21 protein-coding genes and 1 pseudogene are annotated in these 22,945 nt (G+C 63.4%); 9 read left to right on the top strand and 13 right to left on the bottom strand.

Going from position 1 to position 22,945, the window contains the following annotated elements; translation table 11 throughout:
* Window positions 1–190 precede the first annotated feature (190 nt).
* Together Q6A47_RS15110 and Q6A47_RS15105 are read left to right on the top strand one after the other, a co-directional pair.
* Entirely contained in the window at window positions 191–433 is a 243-nt protein-coding gene (locus Q6A47_RS15110) for a DUF7660 family protein (RefSeq protein WP_029612354.1), read from the top strand.
* A 104-nt stretch (window positions 434–537) separates the two neighbouring features.
* The gene (locus Q6A47_RS15105; RefSeq protein ID WP_304484689.1) at window positions 538–813 is read left to right on the top strand and encodes a hypothetical protein; all 276 of its coding nucleotides are present in this window, start codon (window positions 538–540) and stop codon (window positions 811–813) included.
* Between the two features lie 168 nt (window positions 814–981).
* Here the strand turns inward: Q6A47_RS15105 and Q6A47_RS15100 are convergent, their stop codons facing one another.
* The gene (locus Q6A47_RS15100) at window positions 982–1,896 is read right to left on the bottom strand and encodes a DMT family transporter (protein WP_039576199.1); all 915 of its coding nucleotides are present in this window, start codon (window positions 1,894–1,896) and stop codon (window positions 982–984) included.
* Window positions 1,897–2,052: 156 nt separating this feature from the next.
* On the opposite strand from Q6A47_RS15100, the gene Q6A47_RS15095 reads away from it, so the two are divergent.
* Together Q6A47_RS15095 and Q6A47_RS15090 are read left to right on the top strand one after the other, a co-directional pair.
* The gene (locus Q6A47_RS15095; protein ID WP_304484688.1) at window positions 2,053–2,634 is read left to right on the top strand and encodes a helix-turn-helix domain-containing protein; all 582 of its coding nucleotides are present in this window, start codon (window positions 2,053–2,055) and stop codon (window positions 2,632–2,634) included.
* A gap of 106 nt (window positions 2,635–2,740) precedes the next feature.
* Window positions 2,741–3,754: pseudogene (locus tag Q6A47_RS15090) on the top strand (IS1182 family transposase); the annotation flags it as partial.
* 478 nt (window positions 3,755–4,232) lie between these two features.
* Here the strand turns inward: Q6A47_RS15090 and Q6A47_RS15085 are convergent.
* The 10 genes from Q6A47_RS15085 to Q6A47_RS15040 form a co-directional block, all read right to left on the bottom strand.
* On the bottom strand, window positions 4,233–4,364 hold the full coding sequence (locus Q6A47_RS15085; RefSeq protein WP_304484687.1) for a hypothetical protein: 132 nt from the start codon (window positions 4,362–4,364) through the stop codon (window positions 4,233–4,235).
* On the bottom strand, window positions 4,364–4,510 hold the full coding sequence (locus Q6A47_RS15080; RefSeq protein ID WP_304484686.1) for a hypothetical protein: 147 nt from the start codon (window positions 4,508–4,510) through the stop codon (window positions 4,364–4,366). Before Q6A47_RS15080 ends, Q6A47_RS15085 begins: the two co-directional genes overlap by 1 nt.
* Before the next feature lie 133 nt (window positions 4,511–4,643).
* On the bottom strand, window positions 4,644–5,600 hold the full coding sequence (locus tag Q6A47_RS15075) for a tetratricopeptide repeat protein (protein ID WP_304484685.1): 957 nt from the start codon (window positions 5,598–5,600) through the stop codon (window positions 4,644–4,646).
* Window positions 5,601–5,751: 151 nt separating this feature from the next.
* Window positions 5,752–6,201, bottom strand: a complete 450-nt coding sequence (locus tag Q6A47_RS15070; RefSeq protein ID WP_304484684.1) for a VOC family protein — start codon at window positions 6,199–6,201, stop codon at window positions 5,752–5,754.
* A 16-nt stretch (window positions 6,202–6,217) separates the two neighbouring features.
* Window positions 6,218–7,324: a bifunctional diaminohydroxyphosphoribosylaminopyrimidine deaminase/5-amino-6-(5-phosphoribosylamino)uracil reductase RibD gene (gene ribD, locus Q6A47_RS15065; RefSeq protein WP_304484683.1), complete on the bottom strand. Its 1,107-nt coding sequence runs from the start codon at window positions 7,322–7,324 to the stop codon at window positions 6,218–6,220.
* 54 nt (window positions 7,325–7,378) lie between these two features.
* The gene (locus Q6A47_RS15060; RefSeq protein WP_304484682.1) at window positions 7,379–9,064 is read right to left on the bottom strand and encodes a WD40 repeat domain-containing protein; all 1,686 of its coding nucleotides are present in this window, start codon (window positions 9,062–9,064) and stop codon (window positions 7,379–7,381) included.
* Window positions 9,065–9,076: 12 nt separating this feature from the next.
* Complete coding sequence (locus Q6A47_RS15055; protein ID WP_304484681.1) at window positions 9,077–9,688, bottom strand: GTP cyclohydrolase II; 612 nt, start codon at window positions 9,686–9,688, stop codon at window positions 9,077–9,079.
* Between the two features lie 45 nt (window positions 9,689–9,733).
* The gene (locus Q6A47_RS15050; protein WP_116887785.1) at window positions 9,734–10,738 is read right to left on the bottom strand and encodes a formylglycine-generating enzyme family protein; all 1,005 of its coding nucleotides are present in this window, start codon (window positions 10,736–10,738) and stop codon (window positions 9,734–9,736) included.
* 32 nt (window positions 10,739–10,770) lie between these two features.
* The gene (locus Q6A47_RS15045; RefSeq protein ID WP_039576187.1) at window positions 10,771–11,511 is read right to left on the bottom strand and encodes a class I SAM-dependent DNA methyltransferase; all 741 of its coding nucleotides are present in this window, start codon (window positions 11,509–11,511) and stop codon (window positions 10,771–10,773) included.
* 332 nt (window positions 11,512–11,843) lie between these two features.
* Complete coding sequence (locus Q6A47_RS15040; protein WP_304484680.1) at window positions 11,844–12,752, bottom strand: LysR family transcriptional regulator; 909 nt, start codon at window positions 12,750–12,752, stop codon at window positions 11,844–11,846.
* 95 nt (window positions 12,753–12,847) lie between these two features.
* Here Q6A47_RS15040 and Q6A47_RS15035 point away from each other — a divergent pair, with 95 nt between their 5' ends.
* From Q6A47_RS15035 to Q6A47_RS15025, 3 genes are read left to right on the top strand one after another with little or no spacing between them, the layout of a single operon-like run.
* Entirely contained in the window at window positions 12,848–13,333 is a 486-nt protein-coding gene (locus Q6A47_RS15035; protein WP_029612364.1) for a DMT family transporter, read from the top strand.
* A 7-nt stretch (window positions 13,334–13,340) separates the two neighbouring features.
* A complete protein-coding gene (locus Q6A47_RS15030) occupies window positions 13,341–14,447 on the top strand; it encodes an efflux RND transporter periplasmic adaptor subunit (protein ID WP_304484679.1) in 1,107 nt (368 codons plus the stop codon).
* Complete coding sequence (locus tag Q6A47_RS15025) at window positions 14,434–17,535, top strand: efflux RND transporter permease subunit (protein ID WP_304484678.1); 3,102 nt, start codon at window positions 14,434–14,436, stop codon at window positions 17,533–17,535. The genes Q6A47_RS15030 and Q6A47_RS15025 overlap by 14 nt, the downstream gene beginning before the upstream one ends.
* On the opposite strand, the gene Q6A47_RS15020 is transcribed toward Q6A47_RS15025, so the two are convergent.
* Complete coding sequence (locus Q6A47_RS15020) at window positions 17,480–18,361, bottom strand: carboxylate/amino acid/amine transporter (protein ID WP_304484677.1); 882 nt, start codon at window positions 18,359–18,361, stop codon at window positions 17,480–17,482. The genes Q6A47_RS15025 and Q6A47_RS15020 overlap by 56 nt on opposite strands.
* 195 nt (window positions 18,362–18,556) lie before the next feature.
* Here Q6A47_RS15020 and Q6A47_RS15015 point away from each other — a divergent pair, with 195 nt between their 5' ends.
* Window positions 18,557–20,545: a TonB-dependent receptor gene (locus tag Q6A47_RS15015; protein ID WP_304484676.1), complete on the top strand. Its 1,989-nt coding sequence runs from the start codon at window positions 18,557–18,559 to the stop codon at window positions 20,543–20,545.
* 189 nt (window positions 20,546–20,734) lie between these two features.
* Here the strand turns inward: Q6A47_RS15015 and Q6A47_RS15010 are convergent, their stop codons facing one another.
* Window positions 20,735–21,697 (bottom strand): helix-turn-helix domain-containing protein, encoded by a 963-nt coding sequence (locus Q6A47_RS15010; protein ID WP_052191974.1) that lies wholly within the window; start codon window positions 21,695–21,697, stop codon window positions 20,735–20,737.
* A 182-nt stretch (window positions 21,698–21,879) separates the two neighbouring features.
* On the opposite strand from Q6A47_RS15010, the gene Q6A47_RS15005 reads away from it, so the two are divergent.
* The gene (locus Q6A47_RS15005) at window positions 21,880–22,944 is read left to right on the top strand and encodes a methyltransferase domain-containing protein (protein ID WP_080754707.1); all 1,065 of its coding nucleotides are present in this window, start codon (window positions 21,880–21,882) and stop codon (window positions 22,942–22,944) included.
* Window position 22,945: the final 1 nt, after the last annotated feature.

The following is a 22,945-nucleotide window of genomic DNA, read 5'->3' as shown; positions in this document are numbered from 1 at the left end:
GTTTTGGGAGGTGCGGAAGGTGGTGAGGATAAAAGCCTGCGGACGGAACTTCGATGGCGGCATAGCCGGAATATGACTGACGCCTCCGTATGAAGATGAGTATTAAGAGCGGCGGGTACCGACCCCAAGCGGTCATTCAGCGTCTGAAAGACAATGCCTATCTACGTATACCTTAGCGAGGGAGAAACTCTTGGACCTTCATGAACAGTTGGCCGAGGTCATGGACGCGACGACCTTCTTGGCTTTCGTCCACGCCCTAGCGGCTGATAAGCGCGCAAACAACGATTGGGAGAATATCAGCGTTGAAGCCTTCCTGGATGCCGCAATATCTTGGGCAGAAGACAGTGAATTTGGTATTCGCCAAGGGCTTCCACCTTCCAACCTGTGGGCGCAGTTCGCGACATTTCTTTACTGCGGAAAAATTTACGAGTAACTGAAGAGCAATTAGGCTTCTGTTGTGGGTTTGCGAGTGGCCTGGCGCCAGAACGCCTTGAAAGCTCTCAGGTAGGCTTCAAAGCTTTGATTAAAGGAGCCAGTATGCGTATCACCCAAGATTTACGTGCAAACGAAATCCTCAGGCTTGAGCATCTCTTGGAGGGTTTTAACTATTCGGTCTGGATCAACACTTATGGGCCCTTTGACCTGGATAGAACGCTTGAAGAGCAACTCGCTTTTTCCACCGGTAACGAAGTGATCATCGGCGGGCAGTCCTGCGTGACCGCAAGCGGGGCTCGCATTGAGAGGTGGTCGCGACCACCAGGGCGTCAATGCGACGACCACCCGCCGAAGCGATGGCTCGTGCACCCGCCTTGATGGCCAGTTCACGCACGCCAATGCCTGCACTGACCATGCGCCGCTCACGAATGCCGGTACGCGATTCGATCCACTCGGGGGTGGTATCCAGCCCCTTGGAGATCTCCTGATTGTCAATTGCCTGGGGCGGTAGGCAACCTCCCAGTCCACACAGGATCACAGCCACGATCAACTCCCTTGTTTAGATGATGAATTGCTCAGGCCGGCGCCATGCCGCGCCATTGTCCAGCCGAAATTCATCCCCGCCGCGGCCAGCAGTATGGCGGCGGCGCCAGCCATCTGCAGGATCCCCAGGGGGTGACCGAAGGCAATCCAGTCGACCAGGATTGCGACGATCGGATAGATGTAGGACAGCGCCCCCACCAACCCCGTGGGAATCTTCTGGATAGCGCTGTAAAGCAGCGTCGACATGACGCCGGTATGGACAACCCCGATGATCACCAGGTATGTCCATGTGTCGACCGCAATGTCCACCGTGCTCACATCCACGAAAGGCGCAAGCAACACGACGCCGACCACCATCTGGATCAGCACGATCAGGTGCGCGGGCAGTGCCTTGAGGCGCTTTGTGATCGCCGCCGCAACGGCATAGAAGAACGCCGAGGCTAGTGCCAGGCATATACCCACTAGGTAATCTGAACCCACCGCCTGACCGCCGTGCTTGGCCACGACGATCAGCACCAGGCCGGCAAAGGCCAGCAGCAGCCATCCCACCTTTGCCGCGTTTAGCCGCTCGGCGAAGAACACCACACCCAGGCCGACCAGCATGAATGGCTGGACGTGATAAATCACCGTCGCGATTGCAACCGATGAATAACTGTAGGCACTGAACAACAGCACCCAGTTGAGCATCAGCGCCGCGCCCCCCAGGCACACTAGGGCGAACTGCCTCAGATCCAGCCGCGAGCGCCGAAAGATACCCAGCGTCAGGCACGCGACCAGCATTGCCAGGGCGCCGAACAGGCAGCGCCAGAACACTACAGCCTGCGGCGTTTGCCCGGACATAACGACAAACCAGCCCACCGTGCCGGAGATCATCATGGCCAATATCATCTCTACTGCCCCGCGGGCATGTGGCTTCATCTGTACGGCTTCCTTGCAGCGGGTGATGGCGTAAGCTGCGCCATCTTTATGCTGGCCCAAAGGCCAAAAAAATGATCGATATAATGAACTTTCTGCCGACATACTGAACAACACATGCCCGGCCGTCAATCCGTTTAAGGATGATTTAAAGAACAGATGAATGACATAACGAACGAACCAGTCGGTAATTCACTAAGCCGTATCGACCTGCTGGCATTGGCAATCAAGCGCGAGCGTCAGCTGGCAGGCCTCTCGGTGACGGAGCTGGCCAAGCGGGCCAGTGTCGCGAAGTCGACGCTTTCGCAGTTGGAATCCGGCATTGGTAACCCCAGCATTGAGACCTTGTGGTCGTTGGCCATGGCCATGGGTTTGCAGGTGACGCGTTTTTTCGAACAGCCCCAGCAGCATCTTCGGGTAATCCGCGCCAACGAAGGGATGACCGCCTATGCCGAAGCGTCCAACTACGCGGCCACCTTGCTCGCCGACTGCCCTGCTGGCGTACAGCGCGATATCTACCGCCTGAAGGTCCAGCCCGGGGAAGCGCGCCTGTCGCAACCGCACCCGCCGGGCACGGTGGAACACGTGGTGTTGTGCAGCGGCAGCGCCAATGTCGGCCCTGCCAACGAGCCCGTGCTGCTGCATGCCGGTGACTACATCAGCTATTCGGCCAACCTGCCGCATGTGTTCGAGGCGTTCGAGGCGGACACCACGGCTATCATGGTGATCGAACACCCCTGAGCGGACGCGGGCGCGCAGTGCAGTCCCGCTCCCGCCTATCCGGTCTATCGATGATCAACGCAGTTGCGCTATTGGCTGTCAAAGAAAAATGCGCCTATACGCTTGTATCGACGGCAGCAAATTCAAAGCCGTAAATAACCGCGACCGCAACTTCACCCAGGGCAAGATCAAGGCGCGCATACAGCAGATCGAGCAGAGCATTGACCGCTATCTTGCGGCGATGGATTCGGCGGATCGAGCAGCGCCCGAGGTCGCCGAGGCCAAGGTTGAACGGCTGAGCGAAAAAATAGAGAAGCTGAAACAGCAAATGACGAAGCTCAAGGACATTGAAGCGCAGCTTCACGCCAGCCCAGATCAGCAAATCTCTCTTACCGATCCTGATGCACGCTCAATGGCCACGAGTGGCCGAGGTAGTGGCACGGTTGGCTATAACGTACAAACAGCAGTCGATGACAAACACCATCTGATCATTGCCCATGAAGTCACCAATGTTGGCAATGACCGAACGCAACTGAGCAATATGGCGAATCAGGCGCGCGAAGAGATCGGCGCTGAGTCGCTGACAGTCGTCGCCGACCGAGGCTATTACAAAGGTCCGGAGATCCTTGCTTGCGAACAGGTCGGGATCACCACTTTTGTACCGAAGCCGCTGACATCAAGCAGCAAAGCGGAAGGCCGATTCGGCAAGCAGGACTTCATCTACATTGCTGCATCGGATGAATACCGATGCCCTGCGGATCAGCTACTGACTCGCCGGCATTCTTCGGTGGAAGACGGCATGTTGCTGCACTGCTACTGGTTCTCGGGCTGCCAAAGTTGCGCCATGCAGAAGCAGTGTACGACGGGTAAGGAACGCCGGTTAAAGCGCTGGGAGCATGAAACGGTAGTCGAAGCGGTGCAGAACCGATTAGAGCATGATCCCGGCAAAATGAAGGTTCGCCGGCAGACGGTGGAGCATCCTTTCGGAACGCTCAAATACTGGATGGGAAGCACCCACTTCCTGACCAAAACCCTACCGAGGGTAAGCACCGAGATGAGCCTTCACGTGCTGGCTTACAACCTCAAACGAATGATGAGCATCTTTGGCATCGCTGGACTGATTGAAGTGATCAGGACATGAGTCCAAGCGTTTCTTTACGTCCGTATACGGCTATCTGGGCCGCTGCCGAGACCCAGATAGTACAAGCCGCACCTGATACCCGACTGAAGTAAATCTGCACCTACATCTGCTGAATTAACAGGCTGCCCCAGCTTCTTTAGCTACTCGACGTACTTACTTGCGTTTTCACACAGCCTGGGTCGAAAGCAGCCGGACGCGAATAAACGCTTCCGCTCCTCAGAGAGTGAGGGTGCCTCTCATGGCACAGATTACGACCGGGATAGCAGTCAATGTCGGGTCAAACACATCTTGCATTCCCACAGGAACCGTCCCACTATCGATAACAATTCCCATTAGCAAAGTATCGCCCGCACGTGACGCCCTCTTCGCCCAGACTGCAATCTCCCGCAGCCAAATCCCCGCAGATACTTCGAACATCTACCACCAGAACCACCAAATGCATCACGTCGTCTGCAGCATCCGGGGACAAACAAAAAAGTTAAGGGCTAGTAACGATCGACCAGAAGGTCGCAAAGTCGTCTACGTCGCTCTGGCTTTTCGGCCCGCCCAGGTCCTGGTCGTCCATCACCGCGCCGATGGCGATGCGCTCGATGCGCGAGAAGCGCTGCATCAGCGACAGCGCACCAGCACGCCTGCGATGTTCGTGACCTCTATCAGGCCGGCGGCGCGGGCGCAGCCGCCCACATGCACGGCCAACTTCGACGCCAGCTCGGTGAACTGAGTGGCGATGCTGATGTACGGGATACGGTGGCGCATCGCGTACTCCGCCGGATGTGTCGACAGATCGGTGTGTCAGCACGGCAATCTTGCTGATCTGCTGATCGGGCGGCAGGCTCAGGTCACCCTATATGGCAACAGCACCCCAGCGCGTCTCAATAGTCGTTGAGGCTCAGGCCAGCAACCGGTCGATCAACGCCTGCTCGTAATCTTTGAGAGGCTGATCCTCGTAGAGCTTGTCGGAGGCCGCGATCAGCGCCTGGCCCTCGACCTCACGCCCACTGTCGCCATAAACATGCCCAAGATTCTCCAGCGACTGCAGGTTGCCGTGCACAGAGAAGGAGATCAGGTACCAGCGCTCGGCCTCCTCGAGCTCGCCCAGGCGGTGATAGGCCACAGCCAGGTTGTGCTGGGCGTAGACGTGGTCGGATTGTAGGGCCTGCAACAACGCCTGCTTGGCCTGCTGATAGTCTTCGAGCTGCAAGTAAAGAAGGCCAAGATTGTTGTAGCCATCGACATTGCCCAACTCGGCCGCGCGCCGGTAGGCCTGCTCAGCCTGCGGATAGCGCTCGGCATGCAGATGGACGTCGCCAAGCAGGTTCAGCGCCTCAGGATGATCGTGGCGCACGGCGTTGTTGAGGTGCTCGACGGCGGCATCGTGATCGCCATCCTGGTGGGCCATGCTGCCAAGGTAGAAGTGGCTGCGGGGACAATCGTACTCGGCGGCTTGCTGGAAGTATTGGCGAGCGGTGTCGTGATCACCTTCCTGGAAGGCCATGCTGCCCAGGTTGTAGTGGCTGCCCGGATAATTGTGCTCGGCAGCCCTCTGGAAGTGTCGGCGGGCGACGTCGTGATCACCGTCCTGGTAGGCCATGATGCCGAGGTTGTAGTGGCTGCCGGGATAATCACGATCGGCGGCCATCTGGAAGTGTCGATGGGCATCGGCGCGATCGTCACGTGCCAGGCTCACCGCGCCAACGCCATTCATCCAGCGTGCGTCGGCGGGACACGCCTTGGCAAGGATCTGGAAGCACCCCTGCGCGGTGTCCAGATCCTGCTCGCGAAACGCCGCCCAGGCCTGCTCATGGAGCGCAGTCGCTTGCTCGTCACTGAGCGTTTTTTTACTCATGAACCACATGGTATTTCCTGCCTTGCGAGGGCCGACCATTCTAAAGGCGTGTATGGAAGCCAACAAGGCAATGGCTCTGCTGGGCAGGTTCGAGCCTTACTAGCCACACCCAGGTAGCAGCGGCATGACGCACTGGCGCGTGCCCTGAGCATCAGCGGTGTGGCTGCGCAGCGGACGCAGCAGCATCGCGGGTGGATGAAAAGAGCGCCAGCCACGCCACCCGCGACACCACCACCCGATACCCATCCCCATCGGCAAAGGTCGCCCCATTCTCCCGCCAATACGGATTGAACGGCGCCACGCGCTCGAACCCACTCCCGGTCAATCGCAGGCAAAACGCTTCGAACGCCTCCAGCCCGTCGACGTAGATCACCAGCAGATCTTCCACCGTGTGCCGGGGCTCGACCTTCTGCCGCCGACAATGGGTGAACTCCAGGTGCCAATGCCGCGCGGGATCGCCCAGCATCACGCCATCGAACCCGGCGTGATCCTCGAACCCGCCCAGCACTTCGAGCCCCAGCCCGTCGCGGTACATCGCGACCGCGCGCTGCAGATCGGACACCGGGCGGGCGATGCGTAGATGGCTGATGGATACCGACATGACTGCCTCCTGATCGCTACGGCGCGAAGCACTCCGACTCGGAGCGCAGCGAACGCCAGTTGATTTTCACATCCTCCCCCAACGCCTCGGCGGTCACCAGGCGCAACCCTGCCGGTGCCGTTAGCGAGCTGGCGAAATCGCCCACCAGCAATGGCCGCGCCCCATTGCCGAGCAGCTTCGGCGCCACGTACAGCACCAGGTCGTCCACCAGGCCCTCCTGGATCAACGCACCGGCCAGCGTGGCGCCCGCCTCCACCAGCACGCTGTGCACGCCGCGGTCGTTCAGGGCGGTGAGGCAATCGAGCAGGTCCAGCCGCCCACCTTGGCTGGCGACCTGGATACCTTCAGCGCCCCGGGGCGCCTGGCCACCGGTCACACCATGAAGAATAAACGTGGGCACGGCGCCATCGACCAGCTGGGCCGTATGCGGCGTGCGCAGGGCACTGTCCAGCACCACGCGCCACGGCGGCACGAAGGCTTGCGGGTCATCGAGCCGTACCGTGAGGGCGGGGTCGTCCGCCAGCACCGTGCCGATGCCGGTCAGGATCGCGCAGTGCTCGCGCCGCAGCCGATGCACATCGGCGCGGCCGGCCGCGCCGGTGATCCACTGCGATTGGCCATCGGCCAGGGCGGTTCGGCCATCCAGGCTCATGCCCAGCTTGAGCGTCACCCATGGCCTGCCGCGCCGTGCACTGCTGATGAAGCCTTTGTTCAGGGCCTGCGCTTGGCTGCGCAGCACACCGACGTGCACGTCGATGCCCGCCTCGCGCAGGCCGGCGATGCCTCGGCCCGCGACCTTGTGGAACGGGTCTTCGCACGCAACCACCACCCGCGCCACGCCTGCGCCGATGAGCGCCTGGTAGCACGGCGGGGTGCGGCCATGGTGGGCGCAGGGTTCCAGGGTCACGTAGGCCGTCGCGCCCTGTGCCTTGGCGCCGGCATGGCGCAGGGCATGGACTTCGGCATGCGCCTGACCGGCGCGCACATGCCAGCCCTCGCCCACCACCCCGTCGTCCTTGACGATGACGCAGCCGACCATGGGGTTGGGACGGGTGGTGAAGCTACCGCGCCGCGCCAGGTCCAGCGCCTGCTGCATGTAACGGTGATCCGCGTGTTCGGTCATGAAGCCCCCAGACGGAAAAACCCGCGCCGCCGTGCAGGCCGGCGCGGGTGCGCATCAAGCGCTGACGGAGATGGGGTACAACTGCCCATCGTAGGAACTGGCCAGGAACAGGCCGTCCTGCGGGGAGTAGGTGATGCAGGAAATGCCGCTGGTGGTGGGCTTGACCCGGTGCGTCCAGCGTCGCTGCTGAAGGTCGAACAGCGCCACGGTGCCGCCATAGCTGCCGGTGGCGATCACCTGCTGGTCGGCCGAAGCGGCGATGCACTTGACCGAGTGCACATGCGGCGTCTCGTACACCTGCGAGGCGTCACCGGACCAGATACGCAGCTTGAGGTCGCGACCGATGCTGGCGAAGCCGCCTTGCACCGTGGCGCAGCCATTGGAAATGCGCTCGTGCGCCTGTTCCACATGCCGGGCCAGGGAGAAGTCGTCTACCCGGTGGAAGGCGGCAGCGGCCGTGGCGCATACGCTGAACAGGTATTCCTCGTCGGCGGAAATGCCTTTGATGGCGTTGTCATGCATCGACACTTCGCAGACGAACTCGGCCTGCCCCTGGACATCGCGTTTGAAGATCAGCGCCTCGCCGGTGTAGGTGCCCACCGCCGCGTGGGCCACGCCGTGCCGGGTGAACGCCGTGGCGCAATTGAGCGGCGAGCGATGCTGGTGGATCAACCGGCCAGTCACTGCGTCATAGACCTGCCCCATTTGCCCGCCAGTGAGCATTTCCTCGCCGAAGGGCAGCAGGAAATTGCACAGGCTGCCGATCAGGGTGCTGGGCTGACCATCGATCAGCAGCTTGCCGGCATCGCCGATGGCATAGGTGTGGCCGTTGTGAATGGAGACCGCGTTGAGGCTGATGGCGTGGTCGATGCCCTCCAGGTCCCAGGTGTCGGTCGTGTGATCCCAGACCGCATAGGTGGAGCCGAAGGTGACGAAGGCGATGCGCTCATCGCCCAGGAACGCGCAACTGCGCGGCCAGATGATGCTCGGCAGGGAACTGTGCGCCAGGCGCGTCAGGGTGCCAGCCTGGTAGCGCCACAGCACCACCGAGCGGTCGTAGCTCAGGCTGATCAGCCAACCCTTGCGCTGGTCCCACACCACCCGTTTCACCCCAGCGGCATGGGCCTGCAGGCGGGTGGTGCCGCTGGCGTCGATGACAGTCAGGCGGCCTTCGTCGTCGCCGGCGAAGATGGTGCCGTCGCTGGCCAGGGCGATGGTGTCGGTTTCCACGCCACCCAGGTCGATGCGCTCCACTTGCTCGCCGGTCTGCACGTTCCAGCGGCGAATGGTGCCGTCGTCGCTGCTGGATACCAGTTGCTGGCCGTCGGCACTCCAACTGATGGAAATCACGTCGGCGCTGTGGCCTTCGAGGGTGCGCAGGCAGGCACCGGTTTCAGCCTCGAACAGGCGAATGGTGTGATCCCGCGAGCAGGTGGCGATGCGGTCGCCGGCCGGGTTGAAGGCGGCCATCTCGACGTCGTCGCGGTGACCGACCAGCGCCGCCTTCAGGCGCATCGACGGCACTTCCCAGACGCGCGCGGTGTAGTCGCTGCTGGCGGTGACCAGGCGCGTACCGCTGGCGTTGAAGGCACATTGATTGGCCAGGTGATCGTGAAACACCCGGTGCAAGGCTTGTTTACGCGGCGCATCCCAGAGGATGACCTGATTGTCGTAACCGGCAGTGGCAACGTATTGCTCGGCAAAACTGGCGATGCCGCTGATGGGGGCAAAATGTTTCATCGCAACTTTTCCTTAAGCTGAACGATCCAGACCCAAATTGATGTCGTGGTTCTTCTTGGCGATTTTCGCGGCCAGGTAATGGCGGTTGTGCTCGGTCAGGAACACGCCGGTGGAAATCACCTCGTCCACCTGGATGCCGTGCATTCTGAGGGTGGAGACCTTGTCGGGGTTGTTGGTCATCAGCCGGCAACGGGTGATGCCCAGGCCGCGCAGCATGCCGGCGGCGATGGCGAAGTCGCGGCCGTCCTCGGGCAGGTCGAGGCGGCGATTGGCCTCGAAGGTGTCCAGTCCGGTGTCCTGCAGGCGGTACGCATCGAGCTTGGCGTACAAGCCGATGCCGCGTCCTTCCTGGCGCAGGTACAGCAGCACGCCGCCTTCGTCGGCCATGCGCTCGAGCGCTTCGTTCAATTGCGCGCCGCAGTCGCAGCGGTGCGAACCGAAAATATCGCCGGTCAGGCACTCGGAGTGAATCCGCACCAGCGGCGCTTGCTGGGTGACGTCACCGACCACGATGGCGATGTGTTCTTCGCTGGGCGAAAACCCTTCGAAGGACACGAAACTACCGACCTTGCCCCCCTGGAGGATGGGGATGTCCACGGTATTTTTAACTTTATAGATTGGCATACGAGCAACCCTCTTCTGATCACACTGCATGACGGGTCCTTGTCACTACACGCTTTCAGCGAGACGAAAACCCATGACGTAGATATCCCTTGGAAACTTTCCATGGCGCCGGGTGGTGCGGGCCAGATCGCGAAACCGCGAGTAGCTGCCGCCGCGGGCGACTCGATGGGTGCCGACGGCCGTCACCAGGTCGTCTTCGATGGCCGCACCGCCGGGATAGGCGTGGTAGTCATCGGCGACGAACTCTTCGACGTTGCCTGCCATGTCCAGGCAGCCAAATGGCGAAGCGCCATTGGCGAACAGACCCACCGGGGTGGTGGTGAACACGCCGAGTTCAGCGGTGTTGGCGTGATCGGGCAGGAAGTCTTCGCCCCAGGGGTACTGAAGGCCCTGCGGCCCTGCTGCGGCGTACTCCCATTGCGCTTCGCTGGGCAGATGGAACGCGCGCCCGGTCTTGGCCGACAGCCACTCGATGTAGCACTGCGCGTCTTCGACGCTGATGCCGGACACCGGATGGTTGGCGCGTTCGAGCGGGTAGCGCCCGAGGAACCAGTCGGTCGGGATACGCGGCGCTTGGGAATCGAGCAGAAACGCTTTGTATTCCAGGTTGGTGACCGGGTAACGACCGATCTTGTAGGCGGGCAAGTCGACCGCGTGCCGAGGGGTTTCCTTGGCGATCCAGTCCGGGTCCAGGTTCAGGTCGGCCAACGACTGCATCACCGCCGGCAACCGTTCGCAGGCCAGGCCGATCTGCGCCGTGGCTTCAGGCACCAGCACCATGTTCGGGGCCAGCGGATTGAGGCGCGGATCGCCCACACTGGCGAGGATCTGTCCGGCCGTGTAGCGATAGGCGAGCGCGCAGTCCTGGCTTTCCAGCGAATCGACCCAGTGCGCCACCCCACCGGCAACCAGTGCGCCGAAACTGTCCGCCGACAGGTTCAGCGTGCGGTTGGGGGTGAAGGACGCTGGCAGGCCAAGCAATTCGCGATCCGACAACTGTGGGTTGGCTCGACGCAACGTCTCGGGAGAATGAAAACTCATGAGTCCCATGGAGCTACTCCGTTTCTTGTTATGGGCGCGCGTTACAGCGTGCACACCAGCCCGGTCTGCAAACAGTTGTCTTTGAACACGTCCCAGAAGCCGGGCGTGTACTTTTGCTCGTCCGCCTTGAGCAACAGCGGCTTCTGCCACCGCAAGGAACTGAACCCGGCGTTCTTCGCCGCGCGTTCATAGTCGGCACGTCCCCAGCGATAAAAGGTGAATGGACTCGGCGGCTGGGTAACGAACTCGGCCTGGTGGCGATAACCGGGTCCCCAGGGTTCTTCGGTGCGGACATTCACGCCGTAGGACGTGAAGTTGCCCAGGCCCAGTTCGAAGTCGGGCTCCACGGTATAAGCCACTAAAGTGCCACCGGTCGAAAGATTGGCGGCGACGCACTTGAACATGTTCTCCAAGTCGTCGAGGGACGAGGCGTAGTTGAACAGCCACGCCGCCACCACCATGTCGAAGTTGCCGAGCTTTTCCATCTTCGAGGCATCGCGAACATGGAATTCGAGGTCGTCGCCAGTGCGCGCGGACTCTTCCCTGGCGAGGTCGATCATCTTTTGCGAGATGTCCACCCCGACCACCTTGCGCGCCCCGCGCTGGCGCAGTTGACGGCCGAAATAGCCGAAGCCGCAGGCCACGTCGAGGATCGACTTGCCGTGCACGTCCCCGACCATATGAAGAATCGTGCGAACTTCCACCTCGCGCTGGGCGGCGGTATCGGTAAAGCTCTCGAACAGCCCGCCAATCACATTGTATTCGGCGCTTTCCAATGTCATTTCACTCTCCTTAGTGGTTGGAAAACAGTGTTCTATGCACCCTGTTAGTTCCAGCACCTGTGCAAGACAATAAAAACCATAAGTGCCGCGAATAGGGTTATCCGCAGGCGGCACGAATGCCAATTCTTTGTTCGCATCCAGACTATTCGCGCGACGAATAACGCACTTGGAAAGTTCCTATTCCTTTAGGATTATGAATAAAAAAAGGCGCACTTCGAACGAAGGCGCCAGGCGCATTGACGTGGGCAAAAAGCTGACTGTAGAGCGAGCCTGTCGGGTTGGGTTAGTTGTAAAGATAAAAACCGCTGACGCTGAATTGATTCACGCCGTATTCATTGCTCATTCGCCACGCGCATGATCATCTGGCGCAACCACGTATGCGCCGTGTCGGATTCGCGGCGCGGGTGCCAGATCATCTTGAAGTCGAACTGGGGAATGTCGAACGGGGGTTCGAACAGGCGCAGCCGACCGTCGCGCTCGACACTGTCCAGGCTTCGCCGCGCCACGGTCAGAATCAGGTCGGTGCCGGCGATCAGGTCGCTGGCCACGCTCCAGTGCGGCAACGCCACGCTGATCTGGCGTTGCACGCCCAACTTGTTCAGGGCGCGGTCGACCTCGTTGTCGTTGCCGGCGCGCATGGCCACCAGCACATGGGGCCGTTTCAGCCAACCGTCGAGGTCGGCGATGCCCTTCTCGGGGATGCTGGAGGAGTCCGCCACGCAGACGAAGCTTTCGGAAAACAAGGTGTGCTGGCGCAATTCGTCCGACTGTTTGCCAGGGAATACCCCCAGCGCCAGATCCACTTCGCTCTCTCGCACATCGGCCAGCATCGACTCCCGACTGGCCTGACTGACCAGCAATTCCACGCCCGGCGCCATGGCCCTGAACGCCCGGGTCAGCCCCGGCAACAGTACACGCGAGCCGTAATCGGACATGGCCAGGCGGAACACGCGCTTGGCTTTGGTGGGGTCGAATTGCGGCGGCTCGAACAGCGTGCCGATCTGTCCCAGCGCGTCGTTCAGCGGATGCAGCAGTTCGGTCGCCCTGGCCGTCAACTCCAGGTGACCGCCGCGGCGGATCAGCAACGGGTCATCGAACAATCGGCGCAAGTGCGCCAAGGCATGGCTCACGGCAGGTTGGCTTTTATGCAAACGGGAGGCAGCGCGGGTGATGTGCTTTTCGACCAACAGTGCCTGCAAGGTCACCAGAAGATTGAGGTCGATACTTCGAAGATTATTCATCCGTTGAATACCATCCGTTGGTTATACGAATTTCCATTCCCTCTATTCATATTTCAAAATCAAGTCCAAAACAACCACTGATGAAGCGATAGCCAATGACCACTCCTCTTTCGATGTCTACCGCGATGCTTGTCGGCGCAGCCATAGCCGCAGGCGCAGTCGTGCCGTTCCAGGCCGCAGCCAATGCCGCATTGGGACGCGCCGTCGGTCATCCCTTATGGGCCACGGTGGTGTCGCTGATCATCAGTTTGATAGCCATTGCGCCGGTACTGCTGGCGCTGCGTGCACCCGCACCTCAACTCGGTGCCGCCACCAGCCTGCCGTTGTGGGCCTGGGTGGGGGGGATTGCCGGGGTGATCTACATCACCGCCGCGTTGTTGTTATCGCCGCGCATGGGCACGACCAGTTTCATGGCCTGCGTCATTGGCGGCCAATTGCTCACCTCGCTCATCATCGACCATTTCGGCTTGATGGGGATGCCGACCAAACAGGTCACGCTGTACCGAATACTGGGTGTGGCAATGATTTTCATCGGGGTGTTGTTGATTCAATTGTCCAGCGAAAGTGTGATCAAGGAATGATCTGCCCATGCGCAAGAAACTTGCTCTATTCGTCAGCCTAGCGCTGGTCATCGTCATCGCGGTGTACGCCATGCCAAACACCACGACGGCGCAGCAGGCCAGCGGCGAAGCGCCGGCGCCCACCAACGTGCAAACCGTCCAGGCAAAGACCCAGTCGCTACCCCGTTATTTCGACAGCATCGGCAGCCTGGAAGCGGGCGAACAAGTGCTGGTCAGCGCGGAAGTGGGCGGCAAAGTCGAGGCGCTGAGTTTCGATTCCGGCCAGAGGGTTCAGAAAGGCCAGCGGCTGGTGACCCTCAACAGCGCGCCGGAGCGGGCCGAAGCCGATCATCAGCGGGCACTGGCGGCCAGGGCGCAAAAGCGTCTGCAACGCATCCGCCAACTGATCCCGGCAGGTGCAGTGGCCAAGGAAGACCTGGACAACGCCCAGGCGGACCTGGACGCCGCCAAGGCCATGCTGGCCAAAGTCGAGGCGGTGATCGCGCAGAAGACCATCACCGCGCCCTTCGCCGGCCAGCTCGGTATTCGCAAAGTGCATGTGGGCCAGTACGTGAACCCGGGAGACACCCTCGCCAGCCTGATTGACCTCAGCGAACTGCGGGTGAATTTCTCCCTCGATGAACACGCCAGCGCCCAGGTCCATCAGGGCCAGGCGGTGCTGCTGAGTTTCAGCGCCCTGCCCGATCAGACCTACTCCGCGCGCATCACCACCCTCGATCCGTTGCTCGACAGCACACGCATGACCCGCGTGCAGGCGATCCTGACCGAGGCGCCCCCCGCGCTCAGGCCCGGCATGTCGGCGGATGTGCGCGTGGTGCGCGCCTCGGCCGCGCCCGCCCTGGTGGTGCCGACCACCGCCATCGTCAGCAGCGCCTACGGCGACGTGGTGTACCGCATTACCCGCCACGAGCAGCGCGCCCAGGTGCATCGGGTCGCCGTGAAGACCGGTGCCCGCAGCGAGGGTTGGCGGGTGATCGCCGAAGGCCTCGAGCCCGGTGACGAAGTGGTGGAGGTCGGGCAGAACCGCCTGAGCGACGGGCAGGACGTCCAACCCGTGCCCAGCCCTGCCCCGGTTCAAGCAGCCCGGCAAGGAGCGGCCCATGCACTTCACTGATCTGTTTCTGCGCCGGCCGATCCTCGCCCTGGTGGTCAATGCCTTCCTGGTCCTCGCCGGCCTGCTGGCGCTCAACAACCTGCCGGTGCGTCAGTACCCGCTGCTCGACAGCGCCACGGTGACGGTGACCACCGAATACCCCGGCGCCTCCGCCGAGCTGATGCAAGGTTTCGTCACCCAGCCGATCGCCCAGGCCAGCGCCACCATCGAGGGCGCCGACTACATCAGTTCCTCCACCAAGCAGGGCCTGAGCACGGTGCAGGTGCGGCTCAAGCTCGGCGCGGACACTACCAAAGCGCTGTCCGACGTGATCGCCAAGGTCAGCCAGGTCAAGTACAAGCTGCCGGAGAAAGCCTATGACCCGGTCATCGAACAGTCGGCTGGCGACTCCACGGCGGTCGCCTACGTAGGCTTCTCCACCACAACACTGTCGCTGGCGCAGTTGACCGACTACCTGTCCCGGGAAGTGATTCCCAGCCTGTCCGGCATCGACGGCGTGGCCAAGATCCAGACCTTCGGCGGCCAGCAGTTGGCGATGCGCCTGTGGCTGGATCCGTCGCGCCTGGCCGCGCGCAACATCACCGCCGCAGAGGTGGCCCAGGCCCTGCGCGCGGAAAACGTGCAGACCGCCCCCGGCAACCTCAAGGATGACCTGACGGTCACCAACATCCAGGTCGACACCGACCTCAAGAGCATCGCGCAATTCCAGGACATGACCCTGCGCAGCGCCGGCAACGAACTGATCAAGGTCAAGGACATCGGCACCGTCGAGTTGGCCGCCGCCAGTCGCGAAACCAGCGCGCTGATGGACGGCAAACCGGCCGTGCACCTGGGCCTGTTCGCCGCGCCCGCCGGCAACCCGCTGACCATCGTCGAGCAGATCAACAACCTGCTGCCGGCGATCAAGAAAACCCTGCCGCCCGGCGTCGAGGCGGACATCGCCTTCGAGACCGCGCTGTTCATCAAGGCCTCGATCGACGAGGTCACCCGCACCCTGGTGGAAGCCTCGCTGATCGTCGCGGTGGTGATCTTCCTGTGCCTGGGCTCGCTGCGCACGGTGATCATCCCGCTGGTCACCATTCCGCTGTCGCTGCTGGGCGCGGCGGCGCTGATGTTCGCCTTCGGCTTCAGCCTCAACCTGCTGACATTGCTGGCCATGGTCCTGGCCATCGGCCTGGTGGTGGACGACGCCATCGTGGTGGTGGAGAACGTGCACCGGCACATCGACGACGGAGCCTCGCCCTGGCAGGCGGCGCTGCTCGGCGCCCGGGAAATCGCCGTGCCGGTGATCACCATGACCCTGACCCTGGCGGCGGTGTATTCGCCCATCGCCTTCATCGGTGGGCTCACCGGCGCGCTGTTCAAAGAGTTCGCGCTGAGCCTGGCGGGCGCGGTGATCATCTCCGGCGTGGTGGCGTTGACCCTGTCACCGGTGCTGGCCGCGACGCTGATGAAAGCCCATTCGCCCAGCCGCAGCGCCGCCTTTTCCGACGCCCTGTTCAGCAAAGCGCAGCAGTACTATGCGCGGGTGCTGGTGCAGGTGCAGCGCCTGCGCTGGGCCGTGGTTCTAAGCAGTGTGCTGATTCTGCTGGCATTGCCGCTGCTGTACCTGCACGCGCAGCACGAACTGGCGCCGTCCGAAGACCAGGCGTCGATCCTCACGGTGATCAAGGCGCCGCAGTACGCCAACCTGGCGTACAGCGAGCGCTACGCCGCCGAACTGGACGACGCATTCAAGGACATCCCCGAGGTGATCAGCCGCTGGATCATCAACGGCACCGACGGTCCGGCCAACGGCTTCGCCGGTGTCAACCTGAGCCGGTGGGATGAGCGCTCACGCACGGCGGCCACGATCCAGGGCGATCTGCAAGCGCGTGTCGGCGACATCCAGGGCACCAGCCTCTTCGCCTTTCAACTGCCCCCCCTGCCCGGCTCCACCGGCGGCCTGCCGGTGCAGATGATCCTGCGCGCCAGCGCCGATTTCGAGGATGTGTACAACGCCATGGACAGCCTCAAGCGCAAGGCCCGGGACAGTGGCCTGTTCGCCACCCTGGACAGCGACATCGAGTTCGACAGCCCCAACGTCGATCTGCATGTCGACCGCGACCGGGCCAATGCCCTGGGCATCTCCATGCAGGCCATCGGCGATTCACTGGAAACCTTCCTGGCCGAGGGCTACACCACCCGCTTCGCGTTGCAGGGCCGCTCCTACGACGTGATTGCCCAGAGCACCCAGGGCGCCCGCTCGACGATCGAGGCGCTGGGCCAACAGTACGTGCGCAGCCGCAGTGGCGAGCTGGTGCCGCTGTCGGCCGTGGTGCGCGCCGAGACCACCACCAAACCGAACACCCTCAAGCAGTTCAACCAGCAGAATGCGATCACCCTGCAAGCCGTCCCGGCGGCCGGCGTGAGCCTGGGCGACTGCATCGCCTTCCTGCAACGCGAAGCGGCGAGCCTGCCGGACGGCTACAGCATCGACTGGTCCGGTGAAAGCCGCCAGTACGTGCAGGAAGGCAGCTCGCTGGCGCTGGCCTTCGTCATGGCGATCATCGTGATCTACCTGCTGCTGGCCGCGCAGTTCGAGAGCATGCTCGACCCGCTGATCATCCTGGTGACCGTGCCGCTGTCCTTGCTCGGCGCGCTGATCCCGCTGGCGATGGGCTTCGCCACGGTCAACATCTACACGCAGATCGGGCTGGTGACCTTGATCGGACTGATCAGCAAACACGGCATCCTGATGATCGAATTCGCCAACGAACTGCAGGTGCGCGAGCGTCTGGACCGCATCAGCGCCATCGAAACCGCGGCGAAGATCCGCCTGCGGCCGATCATCATGACCACCGCCGCCATGGTCTTCGGTTCGCTGCCGCTGCTGCTGGCCAGCGGCGCCGGTGCCAACAGCCGGCATTCGCTGGGCATGGTGATGGTCTGGGGCATGCTCATCGGCACGCTGTTCACCCTGTTCGTGCTGCCGGCGCTCTATGCCTTGCTGCCAGCGCGCCGGGTGAAGGCTCAGCCCGCGCTCGCCGCGCCTAGCCCTTGCCCTTGCCCGCCAGCGACGGGGCACGGCGCTCGCCCAGGCGACTGAGCCACACCGACGCCAGGATCACCGCGCCGCCGATGAACAAGCGCCCCAGCGGTTCGTGCTGGTTCCAGATCAGCAGGTTCAGCAACAGCCCCACCGGCACGTGCAGATTGTTCATCACCGCCAGGGTACCGCCGGAGACCAGGCAGGCGCCCTTGTTCCACCAGTACAGCCCCAGCGCCGTGGGGCACAGGCCGAGGAACAGCAGGACCAGCCATTGCACGTCGGTGCTCGGCAGGCGCTGGGTATTGCCGTACGCCAGGAACGCCGGCAGCACCACCATCAGCGCACCCAGGTAAAAATAGCCGAAGCGCCGGTAGTGCGGCAGATCGCTCGGGTGCCGGGCGATCAGGTGGCGGTACAGCACCTGGCCAGCGGCATAGGTGAAGTTGGCCAGTTGCAGCAATAGAAAGCCGCCGAAGAACTCGCCGCTGATGCGGTCGAAGCGGATCACCGCCGCACCGGCCACGGCCACCAGCGCCGCGAGCAGTGCCCAGGCGTTGAAGCGGCGGTTCAAGGCGTCTTCGATCAAGGTCACGTGCAGCGGCGTGAGAATGGTGAACAGCAGCACCTCCGGCACGCTCAGCACGCGGAAACTCAGGTACAGGCAGACGTAGGTGATGCCGTATTGCAGTGCGCCGATCAGCAGCATCGAACGCAGGAAACGCGGCTCGACCTGGCGCCAGCGGGTCAGTGGCAGGAACACCAGACCGGCCAGCAGCACGCGCGCCAGCACGGCGAAGTAGCTGTCGACATGCCCGGCCAGGTACTCGCCGATCAGGCTGAAGGAAAACGCCTGGATCAGCGCGACGATAATCAGGTAGCCCATGGTTGCCTCTCGTGAATCAAGGCGGCGACCTTAGCCGTTAGTGTCGGTGTGGGCAACCGTCGCGCAGGGCCGCAGCGCATAGGAATCTAGCGCTTGCGCATAGGCGTCCCGATGCAAATGATTCTCGATAGCAAGCTACAATGCCGTCCGTCGCGCGCCCGTTCGGGGTGCGTCTTGCAGGCACGGGGAGCAGAGATGACGAGGGGATGGCTGGGGGGCGTGTTCGGCGGGCTGGTGGCCGCAGGCGGAGCGATGCCGGCAAGCGCGCTCGAACGGGTGATGCTGGAAGACACCGTGGTGGTCAGCGACAAACTGGAGCAGTCGCGCGAGCGCCTGCCGGCCAGCCTCTCGGTGATCGACGCCACGACGCTGCAGAGCACGCCGGTGCAGTCGCTCGAACAACTGGTGCGGCGCACACCCGGCTTCACCTTCCAGCCGTTCGGCCAGTCCGGCACCCAGTTGCCGGTGGTGCGCGGCCTCACCTCGAACGCCACGGCCTTTTCCAACTCGCTGCTGATGCTGGTGGACGGCGTACCGGTGTTGCGCGGGCAAGGCTTCGACAACGACCTGGTCGGCGTCGAACGCGTGGAGATCCTGCGCGGACCGCAGTCGGCGCTGTACGGACGCAACGCCGAAGCCGGGGTGCTCAGCGTATTCACCCGCCAGCCGGACGCCGCCGACTACGCGCGGCTGGACACCACCCTGGGCAGCCGCGACAAGCGCACCGTCAGCGCCGACCTGAGCACGGCGTTGATCGAGGGCACGCTGTATGGCGGCGTGGCCGGCCAGTGGACGCGCCAGGACGGCTACCTGGACGACGATTTCGCCGGCGGCAAGGCCGACGACCGCGAGCGCCAGAGCGGGCGTCTGACCCTGCGCTGGACGCCAGATGAATTCACCGACGCGACCCTGCGCTACAGCGCCCTGAAATACCGTGACGAGGCCTCGCAGTGGGGCAGCCGCCAGGGTCGCGACCGGGCGGTGAATGCCGGGCTGGCTGGACGCAACCACTCCAGCGGCGACACCTGGTCGCTGGACCTGCGCCGCGCCCTGTCCGACACGGTCGGGCTGCGTTCGATCACCGCGCGCAGCGTGTTCGACGACCGCCTGCGCCAAGACACCGACTTCCAGCCCCGCGACCTCATGCACCTGGCCCGCGACTACCACTTCGAGACCCTCAGCCAGGAACTGCGCCTGAGCGGCGAGCAGGGCCAAAGCCGCTGGCTGCTGGGGCTGTATGCCGACCGCGAGGATCACAGCCTGGACTACGAGCAGAAACTGCCAATGGCGCTGACCCGCACCCAGGCCGACCTGGGCGGCAACACCGCCGCCGTCTTCGGACAGTGGCTGCAGCCGCTGTCCGAGGCGTGGTCGCTGACCTTGGGTGGGCGCTACGAGTACGCCCGCGCCTGGATCGATCCGGCCAGCAACCGCAACCAGTCGGACAGCTGGCAACACTTCACGCCCAAGGTCGCGCTGCAATACGCCCTGAGCGAGGACGCCCAGGTGTACCTGAGCTACACCCAGGGCATGCGCGCCGGCGGCTTCAACGCCTTCGCCAGCAACGCCGGCAACCCCGCCTACGACCCGGAGCGGGTGAACAGCTACGAAATCGGCGTCAAAGGCCTGAGCGTCGATCAGCGCCTGCGCTACTCGGCAGCGCTGTACCACATGCAGGTGCGCGACATGCAGGTGCAGCAGTTGGTGCAACAGGGGCTGGTGTACATCACCAACGCGGCGTCGGCCACCTCCACCGGACTGGACCTGGACCTGGAATACCTGCTTGGCGAGCGCTGGACGCTGACCGCCGCGCTGGGCCTGAACCGCACGCGCTTCGAGCGTTTCAGCGAGGGGCTCAACGACTACAAGGACCATCGCAACCCCTTCGCCCCGGACCTCACCGGCCACCTGGGCCTGCGCTACGACGCCGATGGCGGCTGGTTCGTGCAAGGTGGCCTGAGCGCCGTGGGCAAGATCTATCTGGATGCAGCCAACCGCTACCAGCGTCCCGGTTACGGGCTGGTGGATGTGAGCGGTGGGTATCGGTTTGGCCAGTACACAGTCAGCGCCTATGTCGACAACCTGATGGACAAGCGCTATGACGCGCAGGGCCTGCTCAACGGCGCGGTGACCGTCTACAGCCCGCCGCGCGAAGTGGGCGTGAGGCTCAGCTTCGAGTTGTAGAGCCCGGGACTCCCCCCGCACCGCGCCCACAAAAGCCTGAGCTGCGACCCAAAAGTGGACGGGTGTCCAACATTTGGGGCGCAGCTCAAATCTCGGTGGGAGCGGCCTTGTGTCGCGATTGGACCGCACAGCGGTCCCGGCCAGGGCGGCGGCAAAGCTGAATAGCTCGAACCGCTGCCCGCCGATCCCTCAGCGCTTCTTGCCGAAAATCGACTTTGGCGAGCGCCCGAAATAGCGGGTGAACGCCACGGTGAAATTGTTCGGGTACTTGTACCCCACCTGCCACGCCGCCTGCGCCACCTGCTGCCCGGCTTCCAGCAGGGTCATGGCCTTGCGCATGCGCAGCTCTAGCAGCATACGCGCCGGGGTGGTATCGAACAGGTAGCGGAAGCCTTCCTTGAGCTTGTGCTCGTTCATGCCAACCGCCGTGGCCAGGTAATCCACGGTCAGCGGTTTGTCCAGTTGCTCGCACAGCAGGTTGCGTGCGCGCTCGATGCGCTGGATGTCACAGGTGCTCATCGCCGACGTGCTGCTCTGCTGCGGTGCCAGTAGGTTGAACTGCTCGGCCAGCAGGCTGAGGGTGTGGATGTGCAGGTCCAGGCGATGGGCCGGGTCCAGCCCGCCCGGTTGCAGGTAGCGCACCAGTGCGGCGGCATGGGCCTGGGCGGCCTGGGAGCTGCGGCGAAAATCCAGGCGATGCAGGCGACCGCTGCCCAGCACCTCGGTCGCCCGCGCCTCGCCGACGTACTTGCACAACGTGGCATGGTCGATCACCACGCGCAGCTGCGAAGCGGTCTCGTTGGCCTGGTAGCGCCGCTCGCCCGGCGTGGCCCGAAAGGCGGTGATGGTGGTGTGCCCGGCCTCGAAGGCCAGGGTGCTGCCGTCCTGGCCGATGAAGCCGGATTTTCCCTGCAAGCCCACGGTGACCACCATCACATGGCCGTCGTGCGGACCACAGGTCTCTTCCACCAGCGTGCGCGTGGGGTGGTAGTGCAGTCGGCCCAGGGACAGCCCCTGCTCCAGTTGCAGCAGGTCGGTGTGGCACTGCCCGTAGGTCTCGTCCAGTTGCAGGCGCAGACGCCCATCGCTGCTCACCGAACGGTGGCGGGGTTGATCCAGGCCCAGGCGGGAAACGGCATTGGTCGTGTTCATCAAGACATCCCTGAGGGTCGGCGGCCATCGCGCCGCATAGAAACGGCTCCGGCTCGCATACTTTACGTGAATGATTCTCATTTAATATATACCACCCTTTCCGCCGATTCGGCCATGCCCCGTTTCGTTTCAGACCCGTGACCTGCCCAAAGGCGCGGGTCAGCCCACGACAGGACGTTAACGTGACCCGACACGCCCCCCGCCCGCACCCGGCGCCCCTGGACCTCACCACCGCCCATCCGCTGCAGCCCAGTTGGGACCTGCAACTGGGTGGCCTGGGCGCCGATGCCCTGCACCTGGCCCTGGAGCACGGCCTGTTCGACCATCTGCAACAGTTCAAGCCCGCCACCCAGTTGGCACAGCACCTGGACTGGCACGCCGACAGCACCGGCTACTTCCTCGAACTGCTGTGGAGCCAGGGCCTGCTTGAGCGCGATACCCAGCACCCAGCGCACTACCGCAACCGCCCGCTGGCCGACCGTCACCTGCGCAGCGACGGCGCCAGCTACTGCGGCGATGCGCTGATGTTCCGCCATCGCGTGCTGCGCGAGACCGGCGCGCAACTCGACGACTACCTGCGCAATGGCCTGCCCCGGCGCACGCCGACCAGCGTCCAGCTCGACCAGGCCTGGGCCAATGCCGCCCGCCTGCAGATCGCCCAGGAGCAGCGCGCGGTCACCTGCGACAGCGCCTGCGCGTTGCTGGCCAGCCTGCCGGAATACCCGCGCCTGCGCCGCTTGCTCGACCTCGGCGGCGGCCCCGGCCTGGTGGCCATCGCCCTGGCCAGGCAGTTGCCGGCGCTCAGCGGCACCGTGTTCGAGTACCCGCAAACGGCCGCGGTGGCCGCACACAACATCGACGCAGCGGGCCTCAGCGCTCGCCTGCATGCGCAGGGCGGCGACCTCGACAGCGACGACATCGGCTGCGGCTACGACCTGATCTGGTGTTCCTCGGTGCTGCACTTCGTCCGCGACCTGCCGGCCACCTTACAGCGCCTGCACGCCGCCCTGGTCCCCGGCGGGCTGCTGGTGTGCTGCCAGGCCGAAGTGCCCCAGGCCCGCGCGGCCGCCGCGCAGGTGCTGCCGTACTACCTGCACATGCGCCTGCAGGGCCGCCACGTGCTGGCCGAAGGCGAACTGGCGGGCCAGCTCCGGGACAACGGTTGGTGCGGCGTGGAGCAGATCGACGGGGTGCGCTACCCGGTGACACCGGTCACCGCCGTGATCGCCCGCAAGGCCAAGGAGTGAT

The sequence above is a fragment of the Pseudomonas boreofloridensis genome, assembly GCF_030580795.1.
Taxonomy (GTDB): Bacteria; Pseudomonadota; Gammaproteobacteria; order Pseudomonadales; family Pseudomonadaceae; genus Aquipseudomonas; species Aquipseudomonas boreofloridensis.
This window is presented reverse-complemented; position numbering and strand designations above follow the sequence as displayed.